Raw genomic sequence first — 21,797 nt, forward strand, 5'->3', positions numbered from 1 at the left:
GATCAGGCCTCCTGAAATGCGCCGAGCGTCTGGCGCGCTATGATGATTTTCTGGACATCCGAGGCACCCTCGTAGATGCGCAGGGCGCGGATTTCCCGGTAAAGCTTTTCGACCGCAGTGCCCGAGCGCACACCGTCGCCACCGTGCAGCTGCACTGCCTTGTCGATCACCTGCTGCGCCTGATCGGTGGCGAAGAGTTTGGCCATAGCGGCTTCGCGTGTTACCCGCGGCGCACCGCTGTCCTTGGTCCAGGCGGCCCGGTAGACCAGCAGCGCGGCGGCATCGATGTCGAGCGCCATGTCGGCGATATGGCCCTGGACAAGCTGCAACTCTGCGAGCGGCGCTCCCTGGATTTCGCGGGTCGTGATGCGCCGCAGGCTTTCGTCCAGTGCCCGCCGGGCAAATCCGAGGGCAGCGGCAGCGACCGTGGAACGGAAGATGTCGAGGACAGACATGGCGATCTTGAAGCCCTGGCCGGGCGCGCCGATCATGTTGGCCTTGGGAACCCGGCAGTCAGTGAACCGCAGGGACGCCAGCGGATGCGGGGCGATGGTTTCAAGACGTTCGCTCACCTCGAACCCGGCAAGGTCGGGCGTCACGATGAAGGCGGACAGCCCCTTTGCCCCGGGCGCTTCTCCGGTTCTTGCGAACAGCGTATAGAGATCGGCGATCCCGCCATTGGAGATCCAGGTCTTCTCGCCGTTCAGCACATAGGCGTCGCCATCGTCCGTCGCGGTCATCGTTGAATTGGCGACATCCGAGCCCGACTTCGGCTCGGTGAGCGCGAATGCCGAAATCGCCTTGCCCGAGCGGGTCAGGGGAAGCCAGTCCGACTTCTGCGCATCCGTTCCAAACAGGGAAATCGCGCCGGTCCCCAGCCCCTGCATCGCAAAGGCGAAATCGGCCAGCCCGTCGTGACGGGCAAGGGTCTCGCGAATGATGCAAAGGCTGCGCACGTCCAGCGCGCCGTCCGGAGCTCCCGAATATCGGAGGAATCCGGCTGTACCCAGATCCGCGACAAGTTTGCGGCAGTCCGCATCCGTATCGCTGTGTTCGAGATGCGCTAGATGAGAAGACGCCCAGCTTTCCAGCTCGGCGGCCAGCGCTCGGTGGCCGGTTTCGAAGAACGGCCAGTCGAGGAAGGTCTTGTCTGCCATCAATCGCCCTCGAACACCGGTTTTTCTTTCCTGACGAACGCCTCGTAGGCGCGGCGGAAATCCTTGCCCTGCATGCAGATCGCCTGGGCCTGTGCTTCCGCCTCGATGGCCTGCTCAAGGCTCATCGACCATTCCTGGGCGAGCATCGTCTTGGTCATCGAATTCGCGAAAGTCGGCCCGGCGGCGATCCTGCCCGCCATCTCCATCGCTGCACTTTCGAGGCTCGCTGCCTCGGTGACGGAATTGAAAAAGCCCCAGGCATGGCCTTCGGCGGCGCTCATCGACCGGCCGAGATAAAGCAGCTCCGCCGCGCGGCCCTGGCCGATAATCCGCGGCAGGATCGCGCAGGCGCCCATGTCGCAGCCTGCAAGGCCCACCCGGTTGAAGAGAAAGGCTACCTTTGCTTCCGGCGTGGCGATGCGAAGATCGGACGCCATCGCCATGATCGCCCCCGCGCCCGCACAAATGCCATCGACTGCGGCGATGATCGGCTTGCCGCAGCAAAGCATCGCCTTCACCAGATCGCCGGTCATACGCGTGAAGGCCAGCAGCTCTTTCATCGTCATGGCGGTCAGCGGACCGATGATCTCATGCACATCGCCGCCGGAGCTGAAATTGCCGCCATTGGGCAGGATCACCACCGCATGAACGTCATCCGCATAGACCAGTTCGCGGAACCAGTCGCGCAGCTCCGCATAGCTTTCGAAGGTCAGCGGATTTTTCCGTTCCGGCCTGTTCAGGGCAATCCGCGCGATCCCGTCCTCGATCTCGCACCAGAAATGCTTCACGTCGCTGCGCATCGCGTCAGTCCTCTTCCATCTGGCGGTCCAGAATACAATCCAGATGCGCCGAAAGCGCATCGACGTTTCCGGCCGACAGGCCCTCGAGCAGGGTATTGATCCAGTCTTCGTGGTGTTGCGCCAGTTCCTCGAACGCCGCCCTGCCCTTGGCGGTCAGCCGAGCCACCTGGGCCCTGCGATCGCCGGGCACCGCCACGCGCAGGGCAAGGCCCTCTTCGGTCAGCTTGTCGACGATGCCGGTGACATTGCCGTTGGAAACCTTCAGGTAGGACGACAGATCGCTCATCTTCAGACCGTCCGGAAAGCGCGCCAGCGCGGACATCACGTCGAAACGCGGCAGGGTTGTCCCATGCTCCTCGCGCAGGTTGCGGCGGATTTCCGTCTCTATGCCATTGACGGACTTCAGCAGCTTCAGCCACACCCGCAACCTTGCCTTGGAGAGGGTTTCGCCGGCGGGAGCCTGTGAGGGTTTCATAGCTCGCCTCCCGAAAGACTGAGCGCTTGACCGTTGACCGATTGGGCTCCGCCCGAGCACAGCCAGAGCGCCGTCGCGGCGACTTCCGAAGGTTGAATGAAACGTCCCTGCGGATTGTCCGCTTTCAGCGTCTCTTTCGCCGCTTCGCGGCTCATGCCCGTGTTCGCGGTAATGGTGTCGATGGACCGCTCAAGCAGCGGGGTTTCGACGAAGCCCGGACAGATGGCATTCACGGTGATGCCTGTCTTCGCCAGCTCACGGCCGAGCGCCCGGGTCAGCCCGACCACCGCGTGCTTCGCCGCGCAATAGGCACTGACATAGGGATAGCCCCTGAGACCGGCGGTCGAGGCGATGGCAATCATCCGGCCCCAGCCGTTCGTCTTCATGTCCGGCAGCGCGGCCTGCCAGACATTGGAAACGCCGATGAGATTGACCGCCAGCATCGCCTGCAGGGTCTCTTGTGTCATCTTCGCGAACGGCACGCTTTCCGCTGCTCCGGCGTTGGCGATAACCACGTCGATGGGCCCGGCGTTCGCCCTTGCTGCCTCACACGCGGCAGCGACCGCCTCTGAGCTGGTGACATCGCAGACCTGGTAGGGCAGCGACTGCGCCGCCAGCTTCTCCTCCGTCCGGCCGAATATCGTGACCCTTGCGCCTTCGTCCGCAAACAGCCTGGCGCAGGCGGCTCCAACGCCGCTGCCCCCGCCTGTCACGATGATATGGCGTCCTGAAACACTCATGCCCGCAAGGTCTCCGCATCCCGGTCCGAAAGGCGCCACAGCTGGTCGCGCCCGGCCAGATAGGGCAGCGGCCAGTCGCTCGCGGCCCGGTCGCCGATCCTGGCGGCTTCATGCAGGCTCCAGTAGGGATCGGAAAGATGCGGACGACCGACAGCCACCAGATCCGCCCGCCCTGCCATCAGGATCGAATTGGCGTGATCGGCCTCGTAGATGTTGCCCACGGCCATGGTCGGCAACCCGCCTTCGTTGCGGATCCGGTCGGAAAACGGCGTCTGGAACATGCGGCCGTAGACCGGTTTGGCGGCAATCGATGTCTGCCCGGCGGAGACATCGACCAGATCAACGCCGGCCGCCCGGAACAGACGTGCGATCTCCACCGCCTCGTCAGGGGTCACGCCTTCGTCGCCAACCCAGTCATTGGCCGAGATACGAACCGACATCGGTTTTTCCTCGGGCCAGACGGCGCGCATGGCGGTGAACACTTCCAGAGGCCAGCGCATCCTGTTTTCCAGCGAGCCGCCGTAGGCGTCCTGGCGGATGTTGGAGACAGGGGAAATGAAGGACGACAGAAGGTAGCCATGCGCCGCATGCAGCTCGATCATGTCAAAACCGGCGCGCTCGGCCATTTCAGCGGCGGCCACGAACTCGTCCCTGATCGTGTCCATTTCGGCCTGCGTTATCGCCCGCGGCACCGCGTTGTTGTCCGACCAGGCAACGGCGGAGGCCGAGACCAGCTCCCAATTGCCGTCCGGCAAAGGCTGGTCCATGCCTTCCCACCCGATCCGCGTCGAACCTTTACGGCCCGAATGGCCGATCTGGCAGCAGACCTTCGCATCCGTTTCGCAATGGACGAAATCCGTCAGCCGCTTCCAGGCGGCCTCATGTCCGGGTGCATAAAGACCCGGACATCCCGGCGTGATGCGGCCTTCCGCGCTGACGCAGGTCATCTCGGTAAAGACCAGTCCCGCCCCGCCCTTGGCGCGTTCGCCGTAATGCACCAGATGCCAGTCGGTCGGCGCACCGTCGACGGCCTTGTACTGGGCCATGGGCGACACGACGATGCGGTTCTTCAGCTCCATGCCACGCAGCTTGAACGGCGCGAACATCGGCGGCCGTACCGGCTTGTCGGCGCTGACGCCTGCCTGTTCCATGAACCAGCGCTCAGCGGACTCCAACCATTGCGGATCGCGCAGACGCAAGTTTTCGTGACTGATCCGCTGGGAGCGCGTCAGCATGGAATAGTTGAACTGAACCGGATCGAGATGCAGATAGCGCTCCACGTGCTCGAACCATTCCAGCGAGTTGCGCGCCGCAGACTGCAGGCGCAGAACCTCGAGCCGGCGCTCCGCTTCGTAGCGCGCAAAGGCGGACGCCATATCCGCCTCCTCATGCAGGAGGTTCGCCAGGGACATCGCAGATTCCAGCGCCAGCTTGGTTCCCGACCCGATGGAGAAATGCGCAGTCGCCGCCGCGTCGCCCAGAAGGACGACATTCTCATGGCTCCATTTTTCGCACAGGACACGCGGGAAGCGGATCCAGGCCGAGCCCCTGATGTGTTTTGCATTGGTCATCAGGGGATGACCACCCAGATGATCCTTGAAGATCTCCTCGCAGGTCCGGATGCTGTCCTGCTGGCTCATCTCGCCGAAGCCGAAGGCATCGAAGGTCTGCTGCGTGCATTCAACAATGAAAGTCGCCGTGTCGGCATCGAACTGATAGGCATGCGCCCAGACCCAGCCGTGCTCCGTTTCCTCGAAGATGAACGTGAAGGCATCCGCGAAAGTCTGGTGCGTACCGAGCCAGACGAACTGGCACAAACGCTGGTCGATATCCGGCTTGAAGGTATCGGCATAAAGCGTCCGGGTCCTGGAGTTCAGACCGTCGCTGGCAACCACCAGGTCATAGTCGCGGCGATAATCCTCCGCGCTTGCCACTTCCGTCTCGAACTTCAGATTGACGCCCAGCTCCCGCGCGCGCTGCTGCAGGAGCATAAGCAGCTTCATCCGGCCGATGCCGCAAAAGCCGTGACCGGAGGAAACCAGCCGTTCTCCGCACATATGCAGCGCGATGTCGTCCCAATAGGCGAAATTTTCACCAATGGCCTTGGCGCTGACCGGATCGTTTGCCGCCAGGTTCTGCAGGGTTTCTTCTGAAAGCACCACACCCCAGCCGAAAGTGTCGTCCGCGCGGTTGCGCTCGATGACATCAATCTCATGGGAGGGGTCACGCAATTTCATGGAGATGGCGAAATAGAGCCCTGCAGGCCCTCCGCCCAGACACGCGATCCGCATACGACCTCCTTGCGCTGGCTTCAGTAACCTCAGCGAACCACAGGATCGGATTTACTTCAACCCTAAAATTTCAAGCTTAAAATATTTCAGGCTCCGTATGAGATCCGCCTCGCCCCCACAAGGCGTCTGCGGTTGAGGATATCCGCGGCAATCCGATTTGAGTGTGCCACGCGAACAGTCCGGCACTTTCAAGGTTCTCGTGCTTCAAATCGTTTCCGATGAAACCTTTTTTTAACTGGTGCGTTTACGGGGTGGAGGTATTGATGATGATTACGATACGCAAACGCATCCTGGCGGTCAGTACGCCAACCATTCTCGGGGCCGTGGCCCTTGCCGGCGCACTGAGCGCCGCAGAAATCGCTTCCAGCCCGTCAACGGCTGCCACCACCATTGCGCCGACACCTGTCGTGGCGCAGCTTGATGTCACCACCGCCGCAACAGGCAAGGGTGACCTCAAGATCGATCTGGCCGATGCACACGACCGGCCCATGCGTTGCGTGTCGGGCAACAACACCACCACCTGCACAGGCTGGCCGGTGGCAGGCGGCATGCTGGCGTTCCACGCCGAATAACATTGCCCCAAGACACAAGGTTTCAAAGCAAAAGCCGTCCGGAAACGGGCGGCTTTTGCTTTATTGAAAACCCCTGTGGCGGCCACTGTCGACGCGGCTGGTCGCAGAGCGACGAGGCCAGGATGGTGCTTCCCCTTGAAAGCAGACTATCTTTCTCCCGCAGCGAACCGGGGCGATGCACATGCTGAAGCCGCCCACCGGGCGGCTCAGGTTTACGGACAAGGGCAAGCTCAAGATTAAGAACCCTTTGGATTGTTCACTCAGATCTCCAGACGTGTCCGACTGGCGGCCTGGTGTTCCACGGTTTCGAAGATCGAATAGGCGATCAGCAGCAACGGCACGGCAACGAAGCCGCCGGCCGGTCCCCAGAGCCAGATCCAGAACGCAATTGTGAGGAACACCACGAACGGATTGAGGGTCATCGTCCGGCCCAGCACCATGGGCGTCACGAATTGCGCTTCTATGAGGTTGAGCACCAGATAGGCGGCCGGCGGCGTCATGATCGCAAACAGCGTATTGCCTGTCGCGAGACCAACGCCGATCAATACGGCCACCATAACGGCAGGGCCGATATAGACGATGTAATTCAGCATTCCGGCCAGCATGCCCCAAAGCAGTGGCGAGGGCACGCCGAGAGCCCACATCACCAGGGCGACTGACGCACCTAGGCCCACATTGATGAAGGTTATGAAGACCAGATACGTGGACAGCCGGGTTTCGATCGCCTGGATCGCCGTTGCGACGTTTCTGCGCTGATGATGATCGTCGCACATGCGCATCAGCGTCTCGCGGAAATGCGGACGGGTCAGAATGACGAAGTAGAGGCTTGCCAGGAACAGTATGATCTGGGCCACGAACGTCGGAGCGAAATAGAACACGCTTTCAACGGCAGATGTGTCGTCGACACTGACCTGCATATTGCCCGACTGGCCCATTGCGTTCTGCAGCTCGTTCTGAAGACTGGCCACCGAAGCGAAGAAGCCCTGCCACGAGGTGAGTTGCGACTGAAGCTGCGACCATATCAGTGGCAACTTGTCCATCCAGTCGGACAGGGGCACAACGAAAGCTGCTCCTGTTGTCAGGATCAGCGCCACGAACAGCACCACCATGGCAATCGCCGACATCCAGGACGGCACGCCGATGCGCGACAGGCGATCGGCAGCCGGACCGAACAGCGTCCCCACAATGAGAGAAAGACAGATCGGCGCGAGGATCACCTGCGCGAAATCGAGGGCGGCCGTCAGGGCCAGCCCGCAAAGAATCAACAGGGATATCCGTACGGCGGGATCGGCACTCCAGACAGACACCGGTTTTTCGCCGGGGCCTGTCTGTATGCTTTCGGGGATTTCGATCTGACGTGTCATCTGGCGCTCCGCAACAGCTCAAACGCACCTGCGGCCGCGCGCCGTGGGCGAAATGAATTCACTCCCGATCGCCGCCCTGAGTGGCCAGGAACGCCAGGCCGCCGATGGCGGCTATGACAAGTAGGCTCTTGGATTTGGTAAGACGCGGCAGGATGGAAAGTGCCGCTGCCGCGGACAGACGCTGTGCCGCCCGTCGCCGGCTGTTACGCCGTCTTTCGACGAGTTTCACAATGCTCAGTGCCACGACGATCAGCACGCCGATACCGGCCATGACCGCCGCAATCAGTGCCGCGGCTTCCGCCGGCCCCCACAGGGGCGTAAGATAGGCCCAGACGGCAGCGAGGCCGGCCACATAGGCCGTTGCAAAGCACACCCCCGCCACCGTCATCAAAAACACGTTCCGCTTGGCACGGCGATACACCATGCGTATGTCGCGCGTCGCAGCGCTCAGTGCCAGCGGTAGGGCGCGCATGACCATCAGCGGCGGACCAGCGCGGCAATGAGGAACCCGACGCCGGCGGCGATGCCGAGCGACTGCAGCGGATGACGGCGGACGCCGGAAACCAGCGCGCGCTCGTAATTGTCGAGTTCACGGGTCAGGGTGTTGAGCGCATCCTGGGACATCTTCGTCAGATCGTCGCCCGCGGCGCTCGCCTTGGATGCATATTCGCCGGTCTTTCCGGCACCGTATTTTTTCAGCGATCCGGCCAGCGAGGAAATATCGGCACGGATACGTTCGATATCCCGTTCGATGTCGTTCGCGCTTACCTGGTCATTGGCGGCATTGCCGGTGGAAGCAGTAGCGGATTTGGGAGTTGCCATTATATCGCTCCGTTTGTGTATCGAGGTTTGCCGAAATCTGAAGAAAGATCTCGATTGAATTCATTTCCGGCACCTGTCGAGGTCGCCGGCCGCGGGCATGCAGGCTCGCGGTTCACCCGGTAAACTGGAGACGGGCCTTTTGGTTCCGCATTTTCTTCAAGGCGTCTGATTCCACACCTAGGGCGTAAACTCACAAATGAAGACGAAATGGCATAGGAGATCAGTTGCGGAGGGCGCTGATCAGGTCAGCCTTGTCCATCTTTGAACGGCCCTCGACTTCGAGCTCCTTGGCACGTTCGTAGAGCTCATCCCTGGTCCAGTCCTCGTACGGCTTTGCCTTGCCACCCTTCTTTGAAGGCGCCTGCGTGTCATTCGCCTGAGCATTCGCGATGCGCGCGGATTTTTCCTTGCTGTAGCCCTCTTCGCGCAGGGCTTCGTAGGTGTCTTCATTCTTGATGCTGGGTCTGTCTTTATCGGCCATCGTCCGCTCCTGTCGTTTCGAACTGCACGCCGCGCGCGGCTCAGAGACGAGGAAATCTTCCGCAGTCGGAAAATCACGGCGTCCACCGCCTGTCGGCACATCCACGCTGAGAGCACGTGCAGAATAAGTACAGTTCAGACAACGCTCATGAATTCAGATGGTTCCCAACAGAGAAGGGAAGGTCTTTATCTCGAAAGACAAATCGGAATTAATTATTAGAGAACAAAATCCCTTATTTTAACTAATTAAAGTACGTCAAACACCCGAGAGTGAATTTATGTTGATTGAAAAATAACAATTACGTTACTTCAAGAGGCAAACTCATATTCAAACGTAAATTCAGATTTTTTTGAAGCAATTCAGGAACCGATCCAGCGCCAGTGACTTTTCCTTCAAGAGGCCATTCAGGCGAAAGTCTGAAGCCAGGAAATTCAATTCAGGAAAGGAAAGCCAATGTCCGCCACGCAGATTCTTGAGATCGAAACGCCCAAGTCCGACAATATCAACACAGGTGTCTCAGCCGACGTCCGCGAACAGCTCGCAAAGCATCTGTCCGTCATTCTTGCGGAAACCTATATCCTCACCATCAAGTCGCATCTCTACCATTGGAACGTTGTGGGCCCGATGTTCAAGGCCATCCATGACCTCACGGAAGAGCACTACGAGAACCTGTTCGCCGCCACGGACGAACTGGCGGAGCGCATTCGCGCCCTCGGCCACCGTGCGCCGGTCAATGTGCAGGAAGGCACCTTGAACCTGACCATTCACCTGCCGTCCGGCGGCATGCCGAATGCGCAGGACATGATCGAGGATCTGGTTCGCAGCCACGAAATGATTTCGGCCGAGATGCGCGACATGGTCGCTTATGCCGGGGACAATGAAGACCCGGTTACCGAGGACCTTCTCACCGAGCGTATCGCCTTTCACGAGCAGGCTGCGTGGATGCTGCGGGCCCTGGTGACGGTCTGACGTCACTGCGGTACCGGAAGACATTTCCGGCAGGCTACCGCCGTCCTCCAGGAGAACGGCCGCTTTCAGGGCAATCCCCTGAAAGCGGCCCGGCCCGGATTGCGCGTAGTTTTTTAAAATCAGTTCCGGCGGCAAGTTGTCATGATAAGCGTTCCAAAACGATTTGCGGGTTTCAGCACCGCGCAAGCTGTTCTGAACGATCCATCGCTTTCGGCGGATCAAAAGAGAACCGCTCTGCTGACCTGGCGAGCAACCTTGAGGCAGGCTGCGCTTCTGTCCACTGGCGGCAGGAACGACACCGACAGGATGATCCGGGAGATAGATGCGGCGCTGGCAGCTCTCAACCGGCGTAAGCGCAGTTACGGCGGGCGCTGAAAGAAGCTGCCCTGCCTGTACGCCAGGTCAAGAGGCCCGGCCTTAACTCGCGATATGCTTGACCGGGATCTCAATCGTGCAGTTTACGCCTTCCGGCGAGAAATCGATTTTCACTTCTCCGTCCAGGGACGGTCCAACCAGCTTTTCAAGCAGCATCCGCCCGAAGCCGTTGCGCTTGGGCTCCGACACCTCGGGCCCGCCGCTCTCTTTCCAGTCCAGCAGGATCTTGTCACCGTGCTGTTCCCAGGAAATGGCCAGCTTGCCATCCACCACCGAAAGTGCGCCGTATTTTGCCGCATTGGTTATCAGTTCGTGCAGCGCCAGCCCCAGGTTCTGGGCGGCCTCCGCCGTAATCGTGTGGGACACACCCTTCAGGCTGATCCGCGGACTGGTGGGATCGATCGACTGGGACAATTGCGCCACGATCAGCTCGCGCAGGTCCGCCCCGTACCACGACTGGGAAACAAGCAGATCGTGGCTCGCGGCCATCGCCTGGAGCCGGGCGGAAAAACTCTCCACGAAACCGTCGGTCGTGTCGGACCGTGCCGCCGTCTGACGCGCCATCGCCTGGATGACGGCCAGAAGATTTTTCGAACGGTGGGTGAGTTCACGCATGACCAGATGCATCTGGCGCTCGTTTTCCCGCTTGTGAGTCAGATCCACCGCTGTGCCGATAACACCGGACACCTTGCCCGTCCGGTCACGCGCCGGGTCGAGGCGCAGATTGTAGTTCCTGGTCCTGCCGCCCAGTTCCACATCGAATTCGATGACTTCGCTTTCGCCGGTTTCCAGAACCTTTTTCTTCGCCGGAAGGATCTTGATCTGGTCTTCCTCCGACACAAGATCCGAATCGGTCATGCCGATGAAGTTTTCCTGATCAAAGCCCTGTGGCGGGTTGACGATATGGACATACTTCAGGTCCATGTCCTGCTCGAACACGGTGATGAGCGACCCTTCCAGTGCCGTTTCGAACCGTTTGTTGGCTTCCGCGAGCTGGCTCGCCATGGATGCCAGCCGGATTTCGTAAAGGTTCTTTTCGGTCATATCGACGGCGGTACACAGAACACCATCGATCCTGCCCGCCGCATCGCGCGTCGGATGCACGATCAGATCCAGGAATATCGTGCCCGCTTCCGGATCGTCGATCGCGATATAGGTCGACGCAGATTCGCCGGTCTCCATGACAGCCCGCTTCAGCGGCACGATTTCCTCGGTGGTCTCCGCCGGCAGGATTTCAGCGTCTGTTTTGCCCAGAACATCCTTGTTGCCGAAGCCGAACCGGGGATTGTGGATCCAAGTGTAGCGCAGGTCCGAGTCCTGAGAGAACACCGAAATGTTCGACCCCGTCAGCGCCATCTCGAATTTGGAGTTGATGAGGTTCAGCTCGATCCGGCTCCTGCCGACTTCATCGTTCAGTTCCAGGTTTTCCGCCTTCAGCAGTTCATTTGCGCGCTCCAGGTCGTCCATGGAGGGAATGGCAAGAAGCTTCGGCAGGATCTGCCAGACGACAACGGCCGTCGCGATGGACACGAGTGCGGTCGCCAGCTTCAGGATGCCCTGTGCGCCAAATACCGGCCACCACAACGTCATGAATGTCATTGTCTGCGTTACGGCGCCGACGAAAATGAAAGTGGTCAGCAGATACCCGACGTTGCGCGTCATGCCCTGAATGTCGGGACGTTTTCTCAGAAACCAGAAGATCGCGAGCGGTATGGCGAAATAGGAAAGTGCAATGAGGGCGTCCGAAATCGCATGAACCCAGATGAGGTCCTCGCGCCAGCGCATGTAATAATCGAGCGACCTGAGCGACGGATCGCCGAAAAGATAGGACAGGATGTCGGAAAACATTATTCGGCACTCCAGCCGGCGTGTTTGAAGTCTCTTCTTCCGGCTGACCTAAAGTCATCCGGCACGGCCATCTCTCCAAGCCATTTATTTCTGACTGTCAACGTTTTCCCGTCCGGCGTAGCGTATTCTCGTGGAACCTTTGATACTGGAAGCCGTTTTCCTGATGTCACGAACAACAGGAGACTTCGAGTTATGAATTGGGACCAGATTGAAGGAAATTGGCGCGAATTCAAAGGCAAGGCGCGCGTGAAATGGGGTGAATTGACCGACGACGAACTCGACAAGGTCGAAGGTCGCCGCACTGAACTCGCCGGCCTCATCCAGCAGAAGTACGGCAAGACCCGTGAAGAAGCCGAGAAGGAAATCGACGGCTGGCTCAACAACCACTGAAGGGCGCAGGCGGGAAACTCCCGCCTCCCCTCCGGGGCTCTGGACAGAGCGCGATCATGACGAAACGCCTCCACGCGACGGTCGCTCCCCCGAACACCGAAGAAGTGATCACGCCGCATGTCGGCTCCGTATGAAACAGCCACTTTTCTTGCCCGTGGCAAGCCCCTCTCCGACCGCTCAGGCTGCGACAGCATCCGCCCCGTTGAAGAACAGGGCCTGGCTGATGCCGGCTTTCACGGTGTTTGGATTGAACGGCTTGGTGATCAGGAAGGTCGGTTCCGGTCGCTCTCCGGTCAGGAGACGTTCGGGGAACGAGGTGATGAAAATCACCGGCACGTTGAGCTCGGTCAGGATCTCCTTGACCGCATCGATCCCGGAGGAACCGTCTGCAAGCTGGATATCCGCCAGCACGAGACCCGGCTTCTGAACCTTCGCGGCCGCGACCGCATCGCCGGCCGTCCGGGCAACGGTCGTGACATTGTGGCCGAGAGATTCGACGATTTCGATCAGATCCATGGAAATCAGCGGCTCATCTTCGATGATCAGGACATCGGTTTTGGTCTGCCTGTCGATCTCGTCAATGGCCGCACTTACCAGCTTGGTGACGTCGTCCTCGGACCTGTCGATGATTTTTGCTGTTTCCGGAATCGAAAACCCTTCCAGCGTTGTCAGCAGAAGGGTTTGACGGCTTTCGGGAGCCATGGAAGCCAGGCGCTGCTGGGCGGTCTGTTCAAAAATGGATACGCTGCCATCGTCGCCTGCAGGCGGGATCACTGTCGCGTTCCAGAGCACATGAAACAGTCTGTAGAGGGCGATCTTGACCCCATCGGACGTGTCGATGATCGACTGGTCGGCTACAAGCGCCTGCAGACACGCCCGGACATACGCATCCCCGCTTTTCTGGGTTCCGGCCAAGGCGCGTGCGTAGCGACGCAGATATGGCAACAGAGGCGCAATTTCTTGTGATAGACTCACGGACATCAAGTTAATCCTTACTTTGCCGCCGCTTGTACGCGGTCAAATGCGGGAAGGTGACAAGCACCGCCTGTTGGTGGAAATGCGTAAGTTCAAAAAAAGTTCCACGCATCGGGAACTTTTTTTTCCGTACGGCGTTATTTTATCAAACTCGGGTCTCGGCCCCAACATGAACTAGGAATAAGCGATGGCAAGCAAGACACATTCGAAGTCGACGGCAAACGATTTTGGAATCATAAATCCAACGGCCGGTGCGACGTCGAAAGAAGACTGGATCGGCAGCCAGCTCAAGAAAGTATATGACGAGGCACTCTCGGAGAACATCCCCGACGACATGCTTCAATTGCTCTCCTCACTGGATGACAACGATCCAAAAGAAGACAGTGCTGACGAGGAGGCCGCTGAATGAGCAACAATCAGTTCAAAGAGGATCTGGTTGCCTCGATTCCGCGGTTGCGGGCCTTCGCCAGATCCATCAGCGGCAATCGTGACCGCGCCGACGACCTGGTTCAGGAAACCCTCGCCAAAGCCATCGCCAACAAGGACAAGTTCACCGAAGGCACCAATCTGACTGCCTGGCTCATCACCATTCTGCGTAACCAGTACTATTCGGTCGGTCGGAAAATGCAGCGTGAAGTGGCCGATCCCGACGGAGAACATGCCGCGTCTCTGGAATCCAAGCCCCAGCAAAACGGCCACCTCGAAATGAGGGACTTTCTCAGCGCTCTCCAGGTACTGCCGGACGACCAGCGCGAAGCTCTGATCCTGATCGGCGCCAGCGGATTTTCCTACGAGGAAGCCGCGGAAATTCTCGGTGTGAAGATCGGAACGGTCAAGAGCCGCGTCTCCCGTGCCCGCCTGCGCCTGGAAGATCTCATGAGTGGTGTCGAACGATTTGAACGCTCGGAAGTTGCCATCGCCGAGTCCGCGTCCATGATCAACGATGCCTTGACCGTCTGACACCAGACATCCCATTTTTCGGCCTGAGGTAACCGCCGCGCTGACCGGTTGCGCGGCCCCCTGACTGCGAGGACCGCGAACATGGGACTGGCCTACCGCGAAGATGCCCGTGAACAAGCCCTCATCAGGCTGTTCAAAGGCTTCCTCTTCATTCCCGTATGTATAGCGCTGCTCGGCGCCGTCCTTGCTCTTTTCGCCTTGCTGGTCGACGATCTGGGGCTCCTGAAAGGGGCGTTCAGCGCGATCAAGTTCGAGGTGATCGGAGCGGATGGCGCCCGGTCCGTGCTGTCGACCATCGCCGGCGCGATGATGTCGGTGATAAGTCTTGTCTACTCCCTGACGCTGGTCGTCTTCACGCTGGCCGCCGGCAACATCTCGCCGCGTCTGCTGGAGACATTCGCCAGCAACCGTACCACTCAGATAACCATCGGCCTGCTGGGTGCTACGTTCCTCTATGCGCTTCTCGTGCTGTTCATGATCGATGGAACCCGGGATGTACGGTTCTCGGTCACCATTTCGATCGCGCTGGCGGCGATCAGTTTTTTCTGGCTGGTGTATTTCGTCAACGATGTCGCCAGCCGGATCCGCATCGACACGGAGATCGGTCGCATCCAGGCATCGCTGCGCACATCCATCGATACGTTGCTGTCAAGCGAGCCGCGCGAACAGCCGAATGATCGCGAGCTGATCCCGTCCCTGCCCGTTCATCCCGTCCCGGCGACCGAAAGCGGCTATGTCACATTCATCGACAGCGCAAAGCTGATGACCCTTGCCAGGGATCTGGACGGCTTCGTCGAAGTGCTCGTCCCCGCCGGGGCGTTCGTCATTGAAGGAATGCCGATCGCCGAAGTCCGCACCAAGGTCGAAGAGCCGGACGTCAAGGGGCTCCGGCTTGCGTTCCGGATCGGAAAGGCACGCGCGCCGGAAGGGGATATTCAGTTCTCGGTTCACCTGATGGTCGAGATCGCGCTTCGGGCTCTATCGCCTGGCATCAACGATGCTTATACGGCCATCAGCGCCGTGGATCATCTATCAGCTTCGCTCGCCCGCATCCTGCAGCGCGGCGCGCCGAGTTCACTCCTTCAGGACGACGATGACACGCCCAGGCTCTGGATGAAACTTTTGCCGGTCAGAGACATACTGAACGCCGCGGTGCGGCCCCTGCGGCAGTCCTCAATGTCCAATATCCTGGTCCTGGATCATCTCATCACCGCTCTCGAAAAGATGGCCAGGGTTTGCCGGCCGGAACATCTGCCGCTGCTTGAAAGCCAGCTTCTGGATATTGCCTCGGATGCGAACCTGGTTATCCGCAGCCGACCGGACCGTAAGCAGATTGCCGATTGCCTGAGGTCCGTGCGTCATACCATCAGAAGCAATAAAAACGCCTGAGCCGACACGCCGGTCGATGAAAGGGCCCTTCAAGACTGCGACTGCCAGACAAAAGACAGCAAAAAAGGGCGCCGAGGGCGCCCTTTTTTGATCCTATCGGAACCTCCTAGACCCGGCGTCCACGAAATGCATGCGCAATGGCGGAAATCAGGAAGAGGGCAATCGCCACAAAGAAAATCAGTTTGGCGATCGAGACGGCGGTCCCGGCAATTCCACCGAAACCGAGAACGGCTGCAATCAGAGCAACCACCAAGAAAAACAATGCCCAGGAAAGCATAGCGTGCTCCTTCTATTGAGTTACATGGCCTAAACGCAGCCAATCCCGAATAGTTCCCGGTTTCTTTCTCCGATATTCGCGATCCGTCATTTTATTTCAGCTATTGCGAAATCTTTCTGGAACCATTGTCGACCGACATGCGTTGTACCCACAGTTCAATTCGGAGGTTTGTCATGGAATATGGAATTTTGGGTCTGATCATTCTGGTCCTGGATATTTACGCAATCATCAAGGTTCTGGGAAGCGGTGCTTCGACAGTGGCCAAGCTGCTCTGGATCCTCGGGATCATCGTTTTCCCGGTGGTTGGCTTCATCGTCTGGCTGCTGGCCGGCCCGAAAGGCTCTACAGCGACCATATAATCTGCAGCACCCATATAAGAAGAATAAATTTAATAAATACGCGCCTCAGGGCGCGTATTTTTTTGGGAACTCAAATCAAACTCAGAAGTTTACTGAGTGTCATATGAGATTTCAAACAGAAATCAGAAAGGACTAACAAAATGATTCGCAATCTTCTTGCAACAACCGCTGTCGCAGCTCTGATGACCACCGGAGCCCTTGCTCAGACGGCTACCATGCCGAAGGCTGGCGCCGAGAGCTCGGTCGAAAACGACATCCGCGTCTACGAGTTCGAAGTTCAGACGCTTGCGACCGACGCAACAAGCGGCATCCTGGCGTCAAACATGATCGGCGAGTCCGTAATGTCCGGCGAAAGCGATGACGCTGAAACCATCGGCGACATCAATGACGTCGTCATCGGCCGTGACGGTAACGTACGCGCTGTAATTGTCGGCGTCGGCGGTTTCCTCGGCATCGCTGAAAAAGACGTCGCCGTTGAATTCGAACGCCTTTCCTTCGTGTCGAAGAACGATGGTGAATTCGACATTGCAACCGACGCTTCCAAGGAAGAGCTTGAAAATGCTCCCGCCTATGAACGTCCGGACCATATTCCGAACTGGATGAGCACGTCGTCCGTGAAGGATGAAATGGACAAGGTTGCCGAAGGCGCCAACAAGATGGTGGACTCGGTTCGCACTGAAGCCATTGATCCTGCGAAAAAGCGGATCGATACCACTTCAGCCGAAGAAACGTCCCTGACCGACGATGAAAACACTGAAATGGCCGGCGCAATGACCGAGGTCGATGCCACCACCATTTCGACTGCCGAACTGATCGGCACGGAAGTTCATACCGGTACGGAATCCAATATCGGTGAAGTGTCCCAGGTTCTGCTCGACGAAGAAGGCCAGGCGAAAGCGGTCATCATCGACGTCGGTGGTTTCCTTGGCTTCGGTGAAAAGCCGGTTGCTGTTTCCTTTGACAGCTTGAAGCTGTTCCAGACGGAAAACAACGATCTGATGATCACCGTGCCGTTCACCAAATCGGACCTTGAGAATGCCGAAACCTTCGACCCGGCAGCCTTCAAGTCCAACCCGGAAAGCACGATGCTGCGTTAACGGATCGGGACTTGCCCCGGATCGTTGATCCACACTCAAACAACGGGCCGCGAAATGCGGTCCGTTTTTTTTTGCATTATGTCTTTTGAACCTTGCAAAACAGCGCGAAGCGCCATGCGCGCTGTGAGGCATCCCACAACACAGCCTCCCTGCCCCCAGGTCGCTTGTCGCTACCAGCCGATCTGCCTTCGTCATTTGAGTACGAGCCTAAGGCTTCGGACGACGACATAGCCCAGCGCTGCCAAAGCCAGCACCGAAGCATCAGCCCAAGCAGCATCACAACGCCTTCACTCGTTAGAAGCTCCAATGAGGGAAACACGATGGCCCCCCTCGGCAACACGGGAACAAGGGGTTGAGTGTCACGGGAAAACAAGCGCTCCCGGAAGCACAGCCGGTCCGGCGACAAGGCGCTAACTCAGACTTCCCCGTCAGGAATGTCAGCCGCCGTCCTGTAGCGTGTTGCGTACAAGCGAATTCAGGGTTTCAGGGAGACGCCCAAGGCAGTGTTCGCACTGCAAGTGCGTAAAGAATCCACTTCCGGATTGATCCGATGGTGATCTGATCGGCCACAGGCGCAACGATCGGCGACAGACCGATATGAATGTCTGGAATAGTCCCGAGCGGTGAGACCGTTACAAGGCAGGTAAAAGCAGAAACATGTCAGACCCTCGGCGCCCTGTCCGATGGAGCGAACCGGCAGCCGCCCCGCCAACCTGAACTACCCTCCCGGGCATCGAGAATTTCTGTAATCGACCTCATCCTTGCCTTGGCATGACAGGCCTACTCTGGAGGGGTTATGTGGCCGGTTATTAGCCGGCAAAAGAAAAGGGCCGGCAAAGCCGGCCCTTCAATAAAACCAATCAACTAGTCCAATTAACCGGCCGCCTTCAGCGACAGGTAGCTGACACCCAGGGTCAGGTTGGTCCCCGTCTGGCTTTCGACGCTGATCGGGTTAAGCGCGATGGACTTGTCGAAACCGCCGATCAGAGCGTTTGCCTTTACGCCGGCACCGAGGCTCGCACCGGCGGTAACACCGCCGTATTCGCCCTCAAGGGCACCCGCTTCCATATCGGCGCTCGGCGCCAGAACGCCCCAGACGAGGGTCGCATTGGTCGTGGTTCCGATATCCAGGCCGAATTCCCGGACCGTACCGGTGTAATAGGCAGCCTGGGCGCCATTGGCCGGTTCGAAGGTGCAGCTGAGCGTGGCATTGGATCCGACGATGAAGTTCGTTTCACCTTCAACCGCACAGGTAAGCGTACCGATCTTGACGCCCGGGCCCGTGTCGGCCGCGATGACAGGCGTTGCCAGAAGCGTTGCGCCGGTCAGCGCCAGAGCGATTTTGCTGAACCGTTTCATGAAAATTCTCCTTGCTGGTAGACAGACCGCCGCCGGTCCTGACGACCGGGCAGCCTGCTCATGCATTCTGGAGCCGACACCTGCCGGCTCCCGATACGTGGAGAACGAAACGCATCGCCAAGAGTTCCCGGAATTTTCGATCCTTTTGAAGTTTTCAGGCCCTTACCAAGGGTCATCCAGAGGCGGATTGCGCGTCACCGAGGCCCAGCGCCCTGTCCGCGAGACGCCTGATGCGCCGGGGGTCGGGATGACGGTCCGCTGCCTCCGCCATACGCGCCCACAAGCACAAGACAAGGGCGCCGGCCGTCAGTTGCATGAAGGCATGCACCTGTGGTCCGGGATCGGAACACGCCGCGATCCGCTCGCGGGCGCCGCGCCATGTCTCAAGGGAGACTTCAAGCGCCTGCCGGCCGATCTGCCGGGCGGTGCATTCCTCCGACAGGAAGGTTTCGAATGCATCCCCCGCCGGTCCGGAAAGCAGACGGGTCACCAGGGCCTTCTCGTGAATGCCGTTTGCCCCTTCGTAGATCGCCGTGATACGGGCGTCGCGGTAGATCTGCTCCAGCCCGTATTCGCGCAGATAGCCGTAACCACCCAGGACCTGCATGCCCAGTTCGGCGGCGCGCATTCCCGCTTCCGAGCAGTAGACCTTTGCCACCGGCTTGAGGAACTCGGCAAGATCGGGTGTGTCGCCGGTTTCGATGGCAACAAGGGTCAGATGCGCCACCGCGCGCCCGGCCAATGCCAGACTATCGATTTCGTCGAGCATCCTGCGGACATCCGCATGCCTGTCGATGGTGACAGACTTGCCGTCGGGCCCGCGTCCCTGAACGCGCTCGGCGGCATAGGTTCTCGCGATATCGAAGGCGCGCGCGGCATGGGCGACACCCTGCAGCGCCACATCGACCCTTGCGTGGTTCATCACGGTGAACATCGCCCGCAGTCCCGCGCCCGCCTCACCGATGAGTTCCGCCTCCGCCCCGTCAAAGGCGAGCTGGCAGGTGGGCGAGGCGTGCAGTCCCATCTTCTCTTCGATCCGGGTAACGGAGATTGCATTGCGCGACCCGTCCGCACGCGTGCAGGGAGACATGAACAGGGAAAGCCCCTTCACCCCGTCATCCGAGGTGCGCGCGAGCACAAGATGATGGATGTTCTGGCTCATGTCCTGATCGCCACCGGAAATGAAGATCTTCTCTCCCGTCAGGCTCCAGCCGCTCCCGGAAGGAACAGCCTTACAGCGAATCCGGCCAAGATCCGATCCCGCCTCCGGTTCGGTCAGGCACATGGTTGCCAGCGCACCGCCCGAAGCCAGCGAGGGGACGAAACGTGCCTGTTGGTCAGAAGTGCCAAAGGACAACAGCGTGCTGACGGCGCCCGGCACGAGACCGGTCACCATCTGCAGGCTGTGGTTCGCACCGGAAAAGATCTCCGACGTGACAGCCAGCACCGTGCCGTCCTGGCCCTGGCCGCCGAATTCCTCCGGAACCGTCAGACCCGGCCAGCCCTGTTCGGCGTAAGCCTTGTAGGCTTCGGCGAAACCTTCCGGCATCCGCACCCGTCCACCTTCCAGCCGGCATCCCAGACGGTCGCCCGGCTCGTTGAGCGGCGCCAGTTGCTCTTCGGCGAAGGCCGCGAAATGCTGACCGATTTCAAAAGCCAGATCGCCGTCCCAGTTCGCAAGACTGCCGGCCCCGGCAACGTGGTTCAGCGAAAAGAGTATGTCGTCGAGCGGCGCGGAAAACGGTTTCATCGGAACAGGTCCTCAGTCAACGGAAAAGAGCGATACGAGAACAGTGGCGGCGAGCCGTCTGCCGGTGCCCACAAAGATCATCCGGTTAACCCATTCGTATCTCGGGTCCCCTGTCTCCAGACGAGCCGTTGTACGAAAATAATAATGCGCCGGATCGACATCCTCCCCACGGGCCAAGGCCTGCAGGAGCTCCGGCGGTCCGTGCCGCACGCCCTTGTTGACGATCTCGATCAGCGCTCCGTCATCGGTTTCGAAGGCATAGCGCGTGTCGATATCGGCCGAACCGTCGGCAAGGATCGTCTGCCAGTCGGCGCCAAGTTCAAGCACCCTGCCGCTGATCTTTCCCGTCACCGTTCCGCCGATGATCGGAATGATACGGCGTCCGCCGCAGCGTCCCTGCCCCATTTCCCGAACAGGGCCGAGCTGCACTTCCAGATCGCAGAAGTGGCTGAGCGCGGGAGCACTCATGTCAGGCCCAGAAGCCGCGCAGCGTTGCCCTTGATGATGTCAGGACGCAGCTCATCCTTGATGGCGATCTTTTCGAAGTCCGCCAGCCAGCGCTCCGGCGTTATCATCGGCCAGTCGGAGCCGAACAGCACCTTCTTCTTCAGGATCGAATTGCAGTATTTCACCAGAATTTCGGGGAAGTATTTCGGCGACCAGCCCGACAGGTCGATATAGACATTCGGTTTATGCTGGGCGACGGCCAGGGCCTCTTCCTGCCAGGGGAAGGACGGATGGGCGAGGATAATCTTCATGTCCGGAAAGTCGACCGCGACATCGTCCATATACATTGGATTGGAGTATTTCAGCCGCATCCCGTTGCCGCCGCGCATGCCGCTGCCGACGCCGGTCTGGCCGGTGTGGAACAATGCGATTGCGCCCGCCTCGGCGATGGCCTCGTACAATTCATAGGCCATGCGGTCATTCGGATAGAAGCCCTGCATGGTCGGATGAAACTTGAAGCCCTTGATACCGAACTCGGAGATCAGCCGCCGGGCTTCGCGCGCGCCGAGCTTGCCCTTGTGCGGATCGATCGAGGCAAAGGGGATCAGGACGTCGTCGTTCTCGGCAGCGAGTTCGGCAACTTCCTCGTTCTTGTAACGGCGGTAACCGGTTTCGCGTTCAGCATCGACCGGAAAGATCACCGCGGCAATGTTCTGCTCGCGGTAATGGGCAGCGGTTTCCGGCACGGTCGGCGGGTGGCTCCACGGCGCGCGGAAATATTTCGCCATCGTTGACTGCAAGTCGTCATAGCCGTCATCGGAATGACAACCGCAGGGTTCCTCCGCGTGGGTATGGATATCGATCGCCCGGACTTTTGAAATGTCGACCATCTCGGTTTCC

The 21,797-nt window shown here is 59.4% G+C and carries 25 protein-coding genes; 9 read left to right on the top strand and 16 right to left on the bottom strand.

Annotation, left to right across the window (positions count from 1 at the left end; translation table 11 throughout):
- Positions 1–2 precede the first annotated feature (2 nt).
- Genes Q1B40_RS14265 through Q1B40_RS14285 form a run of 5 tightly spaced genes read right to left on the bottom strand, consistent with a single transcriptional unit; the run spans position 3 to position 5,463 of the window.
- Positions 3–1,157 carry an acyl-CoA dehydrogenase family protein gene (locus Q1B40_RS14265; protein WP_299815807.1) on the bottom strand — a complete coding sequence of 385 codons (1,155 nt, stop codon included), beginning with the start codon at positions 1,155–1,157 and terminating at the stop codon, positions 3–5.
- Positions 1,157–1,957, bottom strand: coding sequence for an enoyl-CoA hydratase family protein (locus Q1B40_RS14270; protein ID WP_299815810.1), 801 nt, complete (start codon positions 1,955–1,957; stop codon positions 1,157–1,159). Before Q1B40_RS14270 ends, Q1B40_RS14265 begins: the two co-directional genes overlap by 1 nt.
- 4 nt (positions 1,958–1,961) lie before the next feature.
- A complete protein-coding gene (locus Q1B40_RS14275; protein WP_299815812.1) occupies positions 1,962–2,432 on the bottom strand; it encodes a MarR family transcriptional regulator in 471 nt (156 codons plus the stop codon).
- A complete protein-coding gene (locus Q1B40_RS14280; RefSeq protein WP_299815815.1) occupies positions 2,429–3,172 on the bottom strand; it encodes an SDR family NAD(P)-dependent oxidoreductase in 744 nt (247 codons plus the stop codon). Before Q1B40_RS14280 ends, Q1B40_RS14275 begins: the two co-directional genes overlap by 4 nt.
- On the bottom strand, positions 3,169–5,463 hold the full coding sequence (locus Q1B40_RS14285) for a bifunctional salicylyl-CoA 5-hydroxylase/oxidoreductase (RefSeq protein WP_299815818.1): 2,295 nt from the start codon (positions 5,461–5,463) through the stop codon (positions 3,169–3,171). Before Q1B40_RS14285 ends, Q1B40_RS14280 begins: the two co-directional genes overlap by 4 nt.
- A 263-nt stretch (positions 5,464–5,726) precedes the next feature.
- Here Q1B40_RS14285 and Q1B40_RS14290 point away from each other — a divergent pair, with 263 nt between their 5' ends.
- A complete protein-coding gene (locus Q1B40_RS14290) occupies positions 5,727–6,035 on the top strand; it encodes a hypothetical protein (protein WP_299815821.1) in 309 nt (102 codons plus the stop codon).
- A 260-nt stretch (positions 6,036–6,295) separates the two neighbouring features.
- Here the strand turns inward: Q1B40_RS14290 and Q1B40_RS14295 are convergent, their stop codons facing one another.
- From Q1B40_RS14295 to Q1B40_RS14310, 4 genes are all read right to left on the bottom strand, one after another.
- Positions 6,296–7,399: an AI-2E family transporter gene (locus tag Q1B40_RS14295; protein ID WP_299815824.1), complete on the bottom strand. Its 1,104-nt coding sequence runs from the start codon at positions 7,397–7,399 to the stop codon at positions 6,296–6,298.
- A gap of 58 nt (positions 7,400–7,457) precedes the next feature.
- A complete protein-coding gene (locus Q1B40_RS14300) occupies positions 7,458–7,871 on the bottom strand; it encodes a hypothetical protein (protein WP_299815827.1) in 414 nt (137 codons plus the stop codon).
- A 5-nt stretch (positions 7,872–7,876) separates the two neighbouring features.
- Positions 7,877–8,221, bottom strand: coding sequence for a DUF883 domain-containing protein (locus Q1B40_RS14305; protein ID WP_299815830.1), 345 nt, complete (start codon positions 8,219–8,221; stop codon positions 7,877–7,879).
- A 220-nt stretch (positions 8,222–8,441) separates the two neighbouring features.
- The gene (locus Q1B40_RS14310; RefSeq protein WP_299815833.1) at positions 8,442–8,702 is read right to left on the bottom strand and encodes a Rho termination factor N-terminal domain-containing protein; all 261 of its coding nucleotides are present in this window, start codon (positions 8,700–8,702) and stop codon (positions 8,442–8,444) included.
- A 453-nt stretch (positions 8,703–9,155) separates the two neighbouring features.
- Between Q1B40_RS14310 and Q1B40_RS14315 the strand changes: the two genes are divergently transcribed.
- Together Q1B40_RS14315 and Q1B40_RS14320 are read left to right on the top strand one after the other, a co-directional pair.
- Positions 9,156–9,671: a DNA starvation/stationary phase protection protein gene (locus tag Q1B40_RS14315; protein WP_299815836.1), complete on the top strand. Its 516-nt coding sequence runs from the start codon at positions 9,156–9,158 to the stop codon at positions 9,669–9,671.
- A gap of 141 nt (positions 9,672–9,812) precedes the next feature.
- A complete protein-coding gene (locus tag Q1B40_RS14320) occupies positions 9,813–10,046 on the top strand; it encodes a hypothetical protein (RefSeq protein ID WP_299815838.1) in 234 nt (77 codons plus the stop codon).
- A 42-nt stretch (positions 10,047–10,088) separates the two neighbouring features.
- Here Q1B40_RS14320 and Q1B40_RS14325 read toward each other — a convergent pair whose 3' ends face one another.
- The gene (locus Q1B40_RS14325; protein ID WP_299815841.1) at positions 10,089–11,894 is read right to left on the bottom strand and encodes a PAS domain-containing protein; all 1,806 of its coding nucleotides are present in this window, start codon (positions 11,892–11,894) and stop codon (positions 10,089–10,091) included.
- A 192-nt stretch (positions 11,895–12,086) separates the two neighbouring features.
- Here Q1B40_RS14325 and Q1B40_RS14330 point away from each other — a divergent pair, with 192 nt between their 5' ends.
- Entirely contained in the window at positions 12,087–12,284 is a 198-nt protein-coding gene (locus tag Q1B40_RS14330) for a CsbD family protein (protein ID WP_299815844.1), read from the top strand.
- Positions 12,285–12,461: 177 nt separating this feature from the next.
- On the opposite strand, the gene Q1B40_RS14335 is transcribed toward Q1B40_RS14330, so the two are convergent.
- The gene (locus Q1B40_RS14335; RefSeq protein ID WP_299816536.1) at positions 12,462–13,259 is read right to left on the bottom strand and encodes a response regulator; all 798 of its coding nucleotides are present in this window, start codon (positions 13,257–13,259) and stop codon (positions 12,462–12,464) included.
- 187 nt (positions 13,260–13,446) lie between these two features.
- Between Q1B40_RS14335 and Q1B40_RS14340 the strand changes: the two genes are divergently transcribed.
- The 3 genes from Q1B40_RS14340 to Q1B40_RS14350 all read left to right on the top strand — a co-directional run bounded on the left by Q1B40_RS14340 (position 13,447) and on the right by Q1B40_RS14350 (position 15,608).
- Positions 13,447–13,668 carry a NepR family anti-sigma factor gene (locus Q1B40_RS14340; RefSeq protein WP_299815848.1) on the top strand — a complete coding sequence of 74 codons (222 nt, stop codon included), beginning with the start codon at positions 13,447–13,449 and terminating at the stop codon, positions 13,666–13,668.
- Entirely contained in the window at positions 13,665–14,219 is a 555-nt protein-coding gene (locus tag Q1B40_RS14345) for a sigma-70 family RNA polymerase sigma factor (RefSeq protein ID WP_299815851.1), read from the top strand. Before Q1B40_RS14340 ends, Q1B40_RS14345 begins: the two co-directional genes overlap by 4 nt.
- An 81-nt stretch (positions 14,220–14,300) precedes the next feature.
- Complete coding sequence (locus Q1B40_RS14350; protein WP_299815854.1) at positions 14,301–15,608, top strand: DUF2254 domain-containing protein; 1,308 nt, start codon at positions 14,301–14,303, stop codon at positions 15,606–15,608.
- A 106-nt stretch (positions 15,609–15,714) separates the two neighbouring features.
- Here Q1B40_RS14350 and Q1B40_RS14355 read toward each other — a convergent pair whose 3' ends face one another.
- Positions 15,715–15,885 carry a DUF1328 domain-containing protein gene (locus Q1B40_RS14355; RefSeq protein ID WP_103225026.1) on the bottom strand — a complete coding sequence of 57 codons (171 nt, stop codon included), beginning with the start codon at positions 15,883–15,885 and terminating at the stop codon, positions 15,715–15,717.
- A gap of 173 nt (positions 15,886–16,058) precedes the next feature.
- Here Q1B40_RS14355 and Q1B40_RS14360 point away from each other — a divergent pair, with 173 nt between their 5' ends.
- Both Q1B40_RS14360 and Q1B40_RS14365 read left to right on the top strand, forming a co-directional pair.
- A complete protein-coding gene (locus tag Q1B40_RS14360) occupies positions 16,059–16,244 on the top strand; it encodes a PLD nuclease N-terminal domain-containing protein (RefSeq protein ID WP_299815865.1) in 186 nt (61 codons plus the stop codon).
- 140 nt (positions 16,245–16,384) lie between these two features.
- A complete protein-coding gene (locus Q1B40_RS14365; protein WP_299815868.1) occupies positions 16,385–17,341 on the top strand; it encodes a PRC-barrel domain-containing protein in 957 nt (318 codons plus the stop codon).
- Positions 17,342–18,214: 873 nt separating this feature from the next.
- Here Q1B40_RS14365 and Q1B40_RS14370 read toward each other — a convergent pair.
- From Q1B40_RS14370 to Q1B40_RS14385, 4 genes are all read right to left on the bottom strand, one after another.
- Positions 18,215–18,700, bottom strand: coding sequence for a DUF992 domain-containing protein (locus Q1B40_RS14370; RefSeq protein WP_299815871.1), 486 nt, complete (start codon positions 18,698–18,700; stop codon positions 18,215–18,217).
- A 172-nt stretch (positions 18,701–18,872) separates the two neighbouring features.
- On the bottom strand, positions 18,873–20,450 hold the full coding sequence (locus Q1B40_RS14375) for an acyl-CoA dehydrogenase family protein (protein ID WP_299815874.1): 1,578 nt from the start codon (positions 20,448–20,450) through the stop codon (positions 18,873–18,875).
- 12 nt (positions 20,451–20,462) lie between these two features.
- On the bottom strand, positions 20,463–20,918 hold the full coding sequence (locus Q1B40_RS14380) for a DUF3237 domain-containing protein (protein ID WP_299815877.1): 456 nt from the start codon (positions 20,916–20,918) through the stop codon (positions 20,463–20,465).
- Positions 20,915–21,787, bottom strand: coding sequence for an amidohydrolase family protein (locus Q1B40_RS14385; RefSeq protein WP_299815880.1), 873 nt, complete (start codon positions 21,785–21,787; stop codon positions 20,915–20,917). The genes Q1B40_RS14380 and Q1B40_RS14385 overlap by 4 nt, the downstream gene beginning before the upstream one ends.
- Positions 21,788–21,797: the final 10 nt, after the last annotated feature.

It is taken from the genome of uncultured Roseibium sp. (assembly GCF_947496995.1).
GTDB lineage: Bacteria > Pseudomonadota > Alphaproteobacteria > Rhizobiales > Stappiaceae > Roseibium.

Coding starts and splice junctions, on each gene's coding strand:
- Q1B40_RS14265 (WP_299815807.1), bottom strand. CDS start 1,157: ATGGCAGACAAGACCTTCCTCGACTGGCCGTTCTTCGAAACCGGCCAC.
- Q1B40_RS14270 (WP_299815810.1), bottom strand. CDS start 1,957: ATGCGCAGCGACGTGAAGCATTTCTGGTGCGAGATCGAGGACGGGATC.
- Q1B40_RS14275 (WP_299815812.1), bottom strand. CDS start 2,432: ATGAAACCCTCACAGGCTCCCGCCGGCGAAACCCTCTCCAAGGCAAGG.
- Q1B40_RS14280 (WP_299815815.1), bottom strand. CDS start 3,172: ATGAGTGTTTCAGGACGCCATATCATCGTGACAGGCGGGGGCAGCGGC.
- Q1B40_RS14285 (WP_299815818.1), bottom strand. CDS start 5,463: ATGCGGATCGCGTGTCTGGGCGGAGGGCCTGCAGGGCTCTATTTCGCC.
- Q1B40_RS14290 (WP_299815821.1), top strand. CDS start 5,727: ATGATGATTACGATACGCAAACGCATCCTGGCGGTCAGTACGCCAACC.
- Q1B40_RS14295 (WP_299815824.1), bottom strand. CDS start 7,399: ATGACACGTCAGATCGAAATCCCCGAAAGCATACAGACAGGCCCCGGC.
- Q1B40_RS14300 (WP_299815827.1), bottom strand. CDS start 7,871: ATGCGCGCCCTACCGCTGGCACTGAGCGCTGCGACGCGCGACATACGC.
- Q1B40_RS14305 (WP_299815830.1), bottom strand. CDS start 8,221: ATGGCAACTCCCAAATCCGCTACTGCTTCCACCGGCAATGCCGCCAAT.
- Q1B40_RS14310 (WP_299815833.1), bottom strand. CDS start 8,702: ATGGCCGATAAAGACAGACCCAGCATCAAGAATGAAGACACCTACGAA.
- Q1B40_RS14315 (WP_299815836.1), top strand. CDS start 9,156: ATGTCCGCCACGCAGATTCTTGAGATCGAAACGCCCAAGTCCGACAAT.
- Q1B40_RS14320 (WP_299815838.1), top strand. CDS start 9,813: ATGATAAGCGTTCCAAAACGATTTGCGGGTTTCAGCACCGCGCAAGCT.
- Q1B40_RS14325 (WP_299815841.1), bottom strand. CDS start 11,894: ATGTTTTCCGACATCCTGTCCTATCTTTTCGGCGATCCGTCGCTCAGG.
- Q1B40_RS14330 (WP_299815844.1), top strand. CDS start 12,087: ATGAATTGGGACCAGATTGAAGGAAATTGGCGCGAATTCAAAGGCAAG.
- Q1B40_RS14340 (WP_299815848.1), top strand. CDS start 13,447: ATGGCAAGCAAGACACATTCGAAGTCGACGGCAAACGATTTTGGAATC.
- Q1B40_RS14345 (WP_299815851.1), top strand. CDS start 13,665: ATGAGCAACAATCAGTTCAAAGAGGATCTGGTTGCCTCGATTCCGCGG.
- Q1B40_RS14350 (WP_299815854.1), top strand. CDS start 14,301: ATGGGACTGGCCTACCGCGAAGATGCCCGTGAACAAGCCCTCATCAGG.
- Q1B40_RS14355 (WP_103225026.1), bottom strand. CDS start 15,885: ATGCTTTCCTGGGCATTGTTTTTCTTGGTGGTTGCTCTGATTGCAGCC.
- Q1B40_RS14360 (WP_299815865.1), top strand. CDS start 16,059: ATGGAATATGGAATTTTGGGTCTGATCATTCTGGTCCTGGATATTTAC.
- Q1B40_RS14365 (WP_299815868.1), top strand. CDS start 16,385: ATGATTCGCAATCTTCTTGCAACAACCGCTGTCGCAGCTCTGATGACC.
- Q1B40_RS14370 (WP_299815871.1), bottom strand. CDS start 18,700: ATGAAACGGTTCAGCAAAATCGCTCTGGCGCTGACCGGCGCAACGCTT.
- Q1B40_RS14375 (WP_299815874.1), bottom strand. CDS start 20,450: ATGAAACCGTTTTCCGCGCCGCTCGACGACATACTCTTTTCGCTGAAC.
- Q1B40_RS14380 (WP_299815877.1), bottom strand. CDS start 20,918: ATGAGTGCTCCCGCGCTCAGCCACTTCTGCGATCTGGAAGTGCAGCTC.
- Q1B40_RS14385 (WP_299815880.1), bottom strand. CDS start 21,787: ATGGTCGACATTTCAAAAGTCCGGGCGATCGATATCCATACCCACGCG.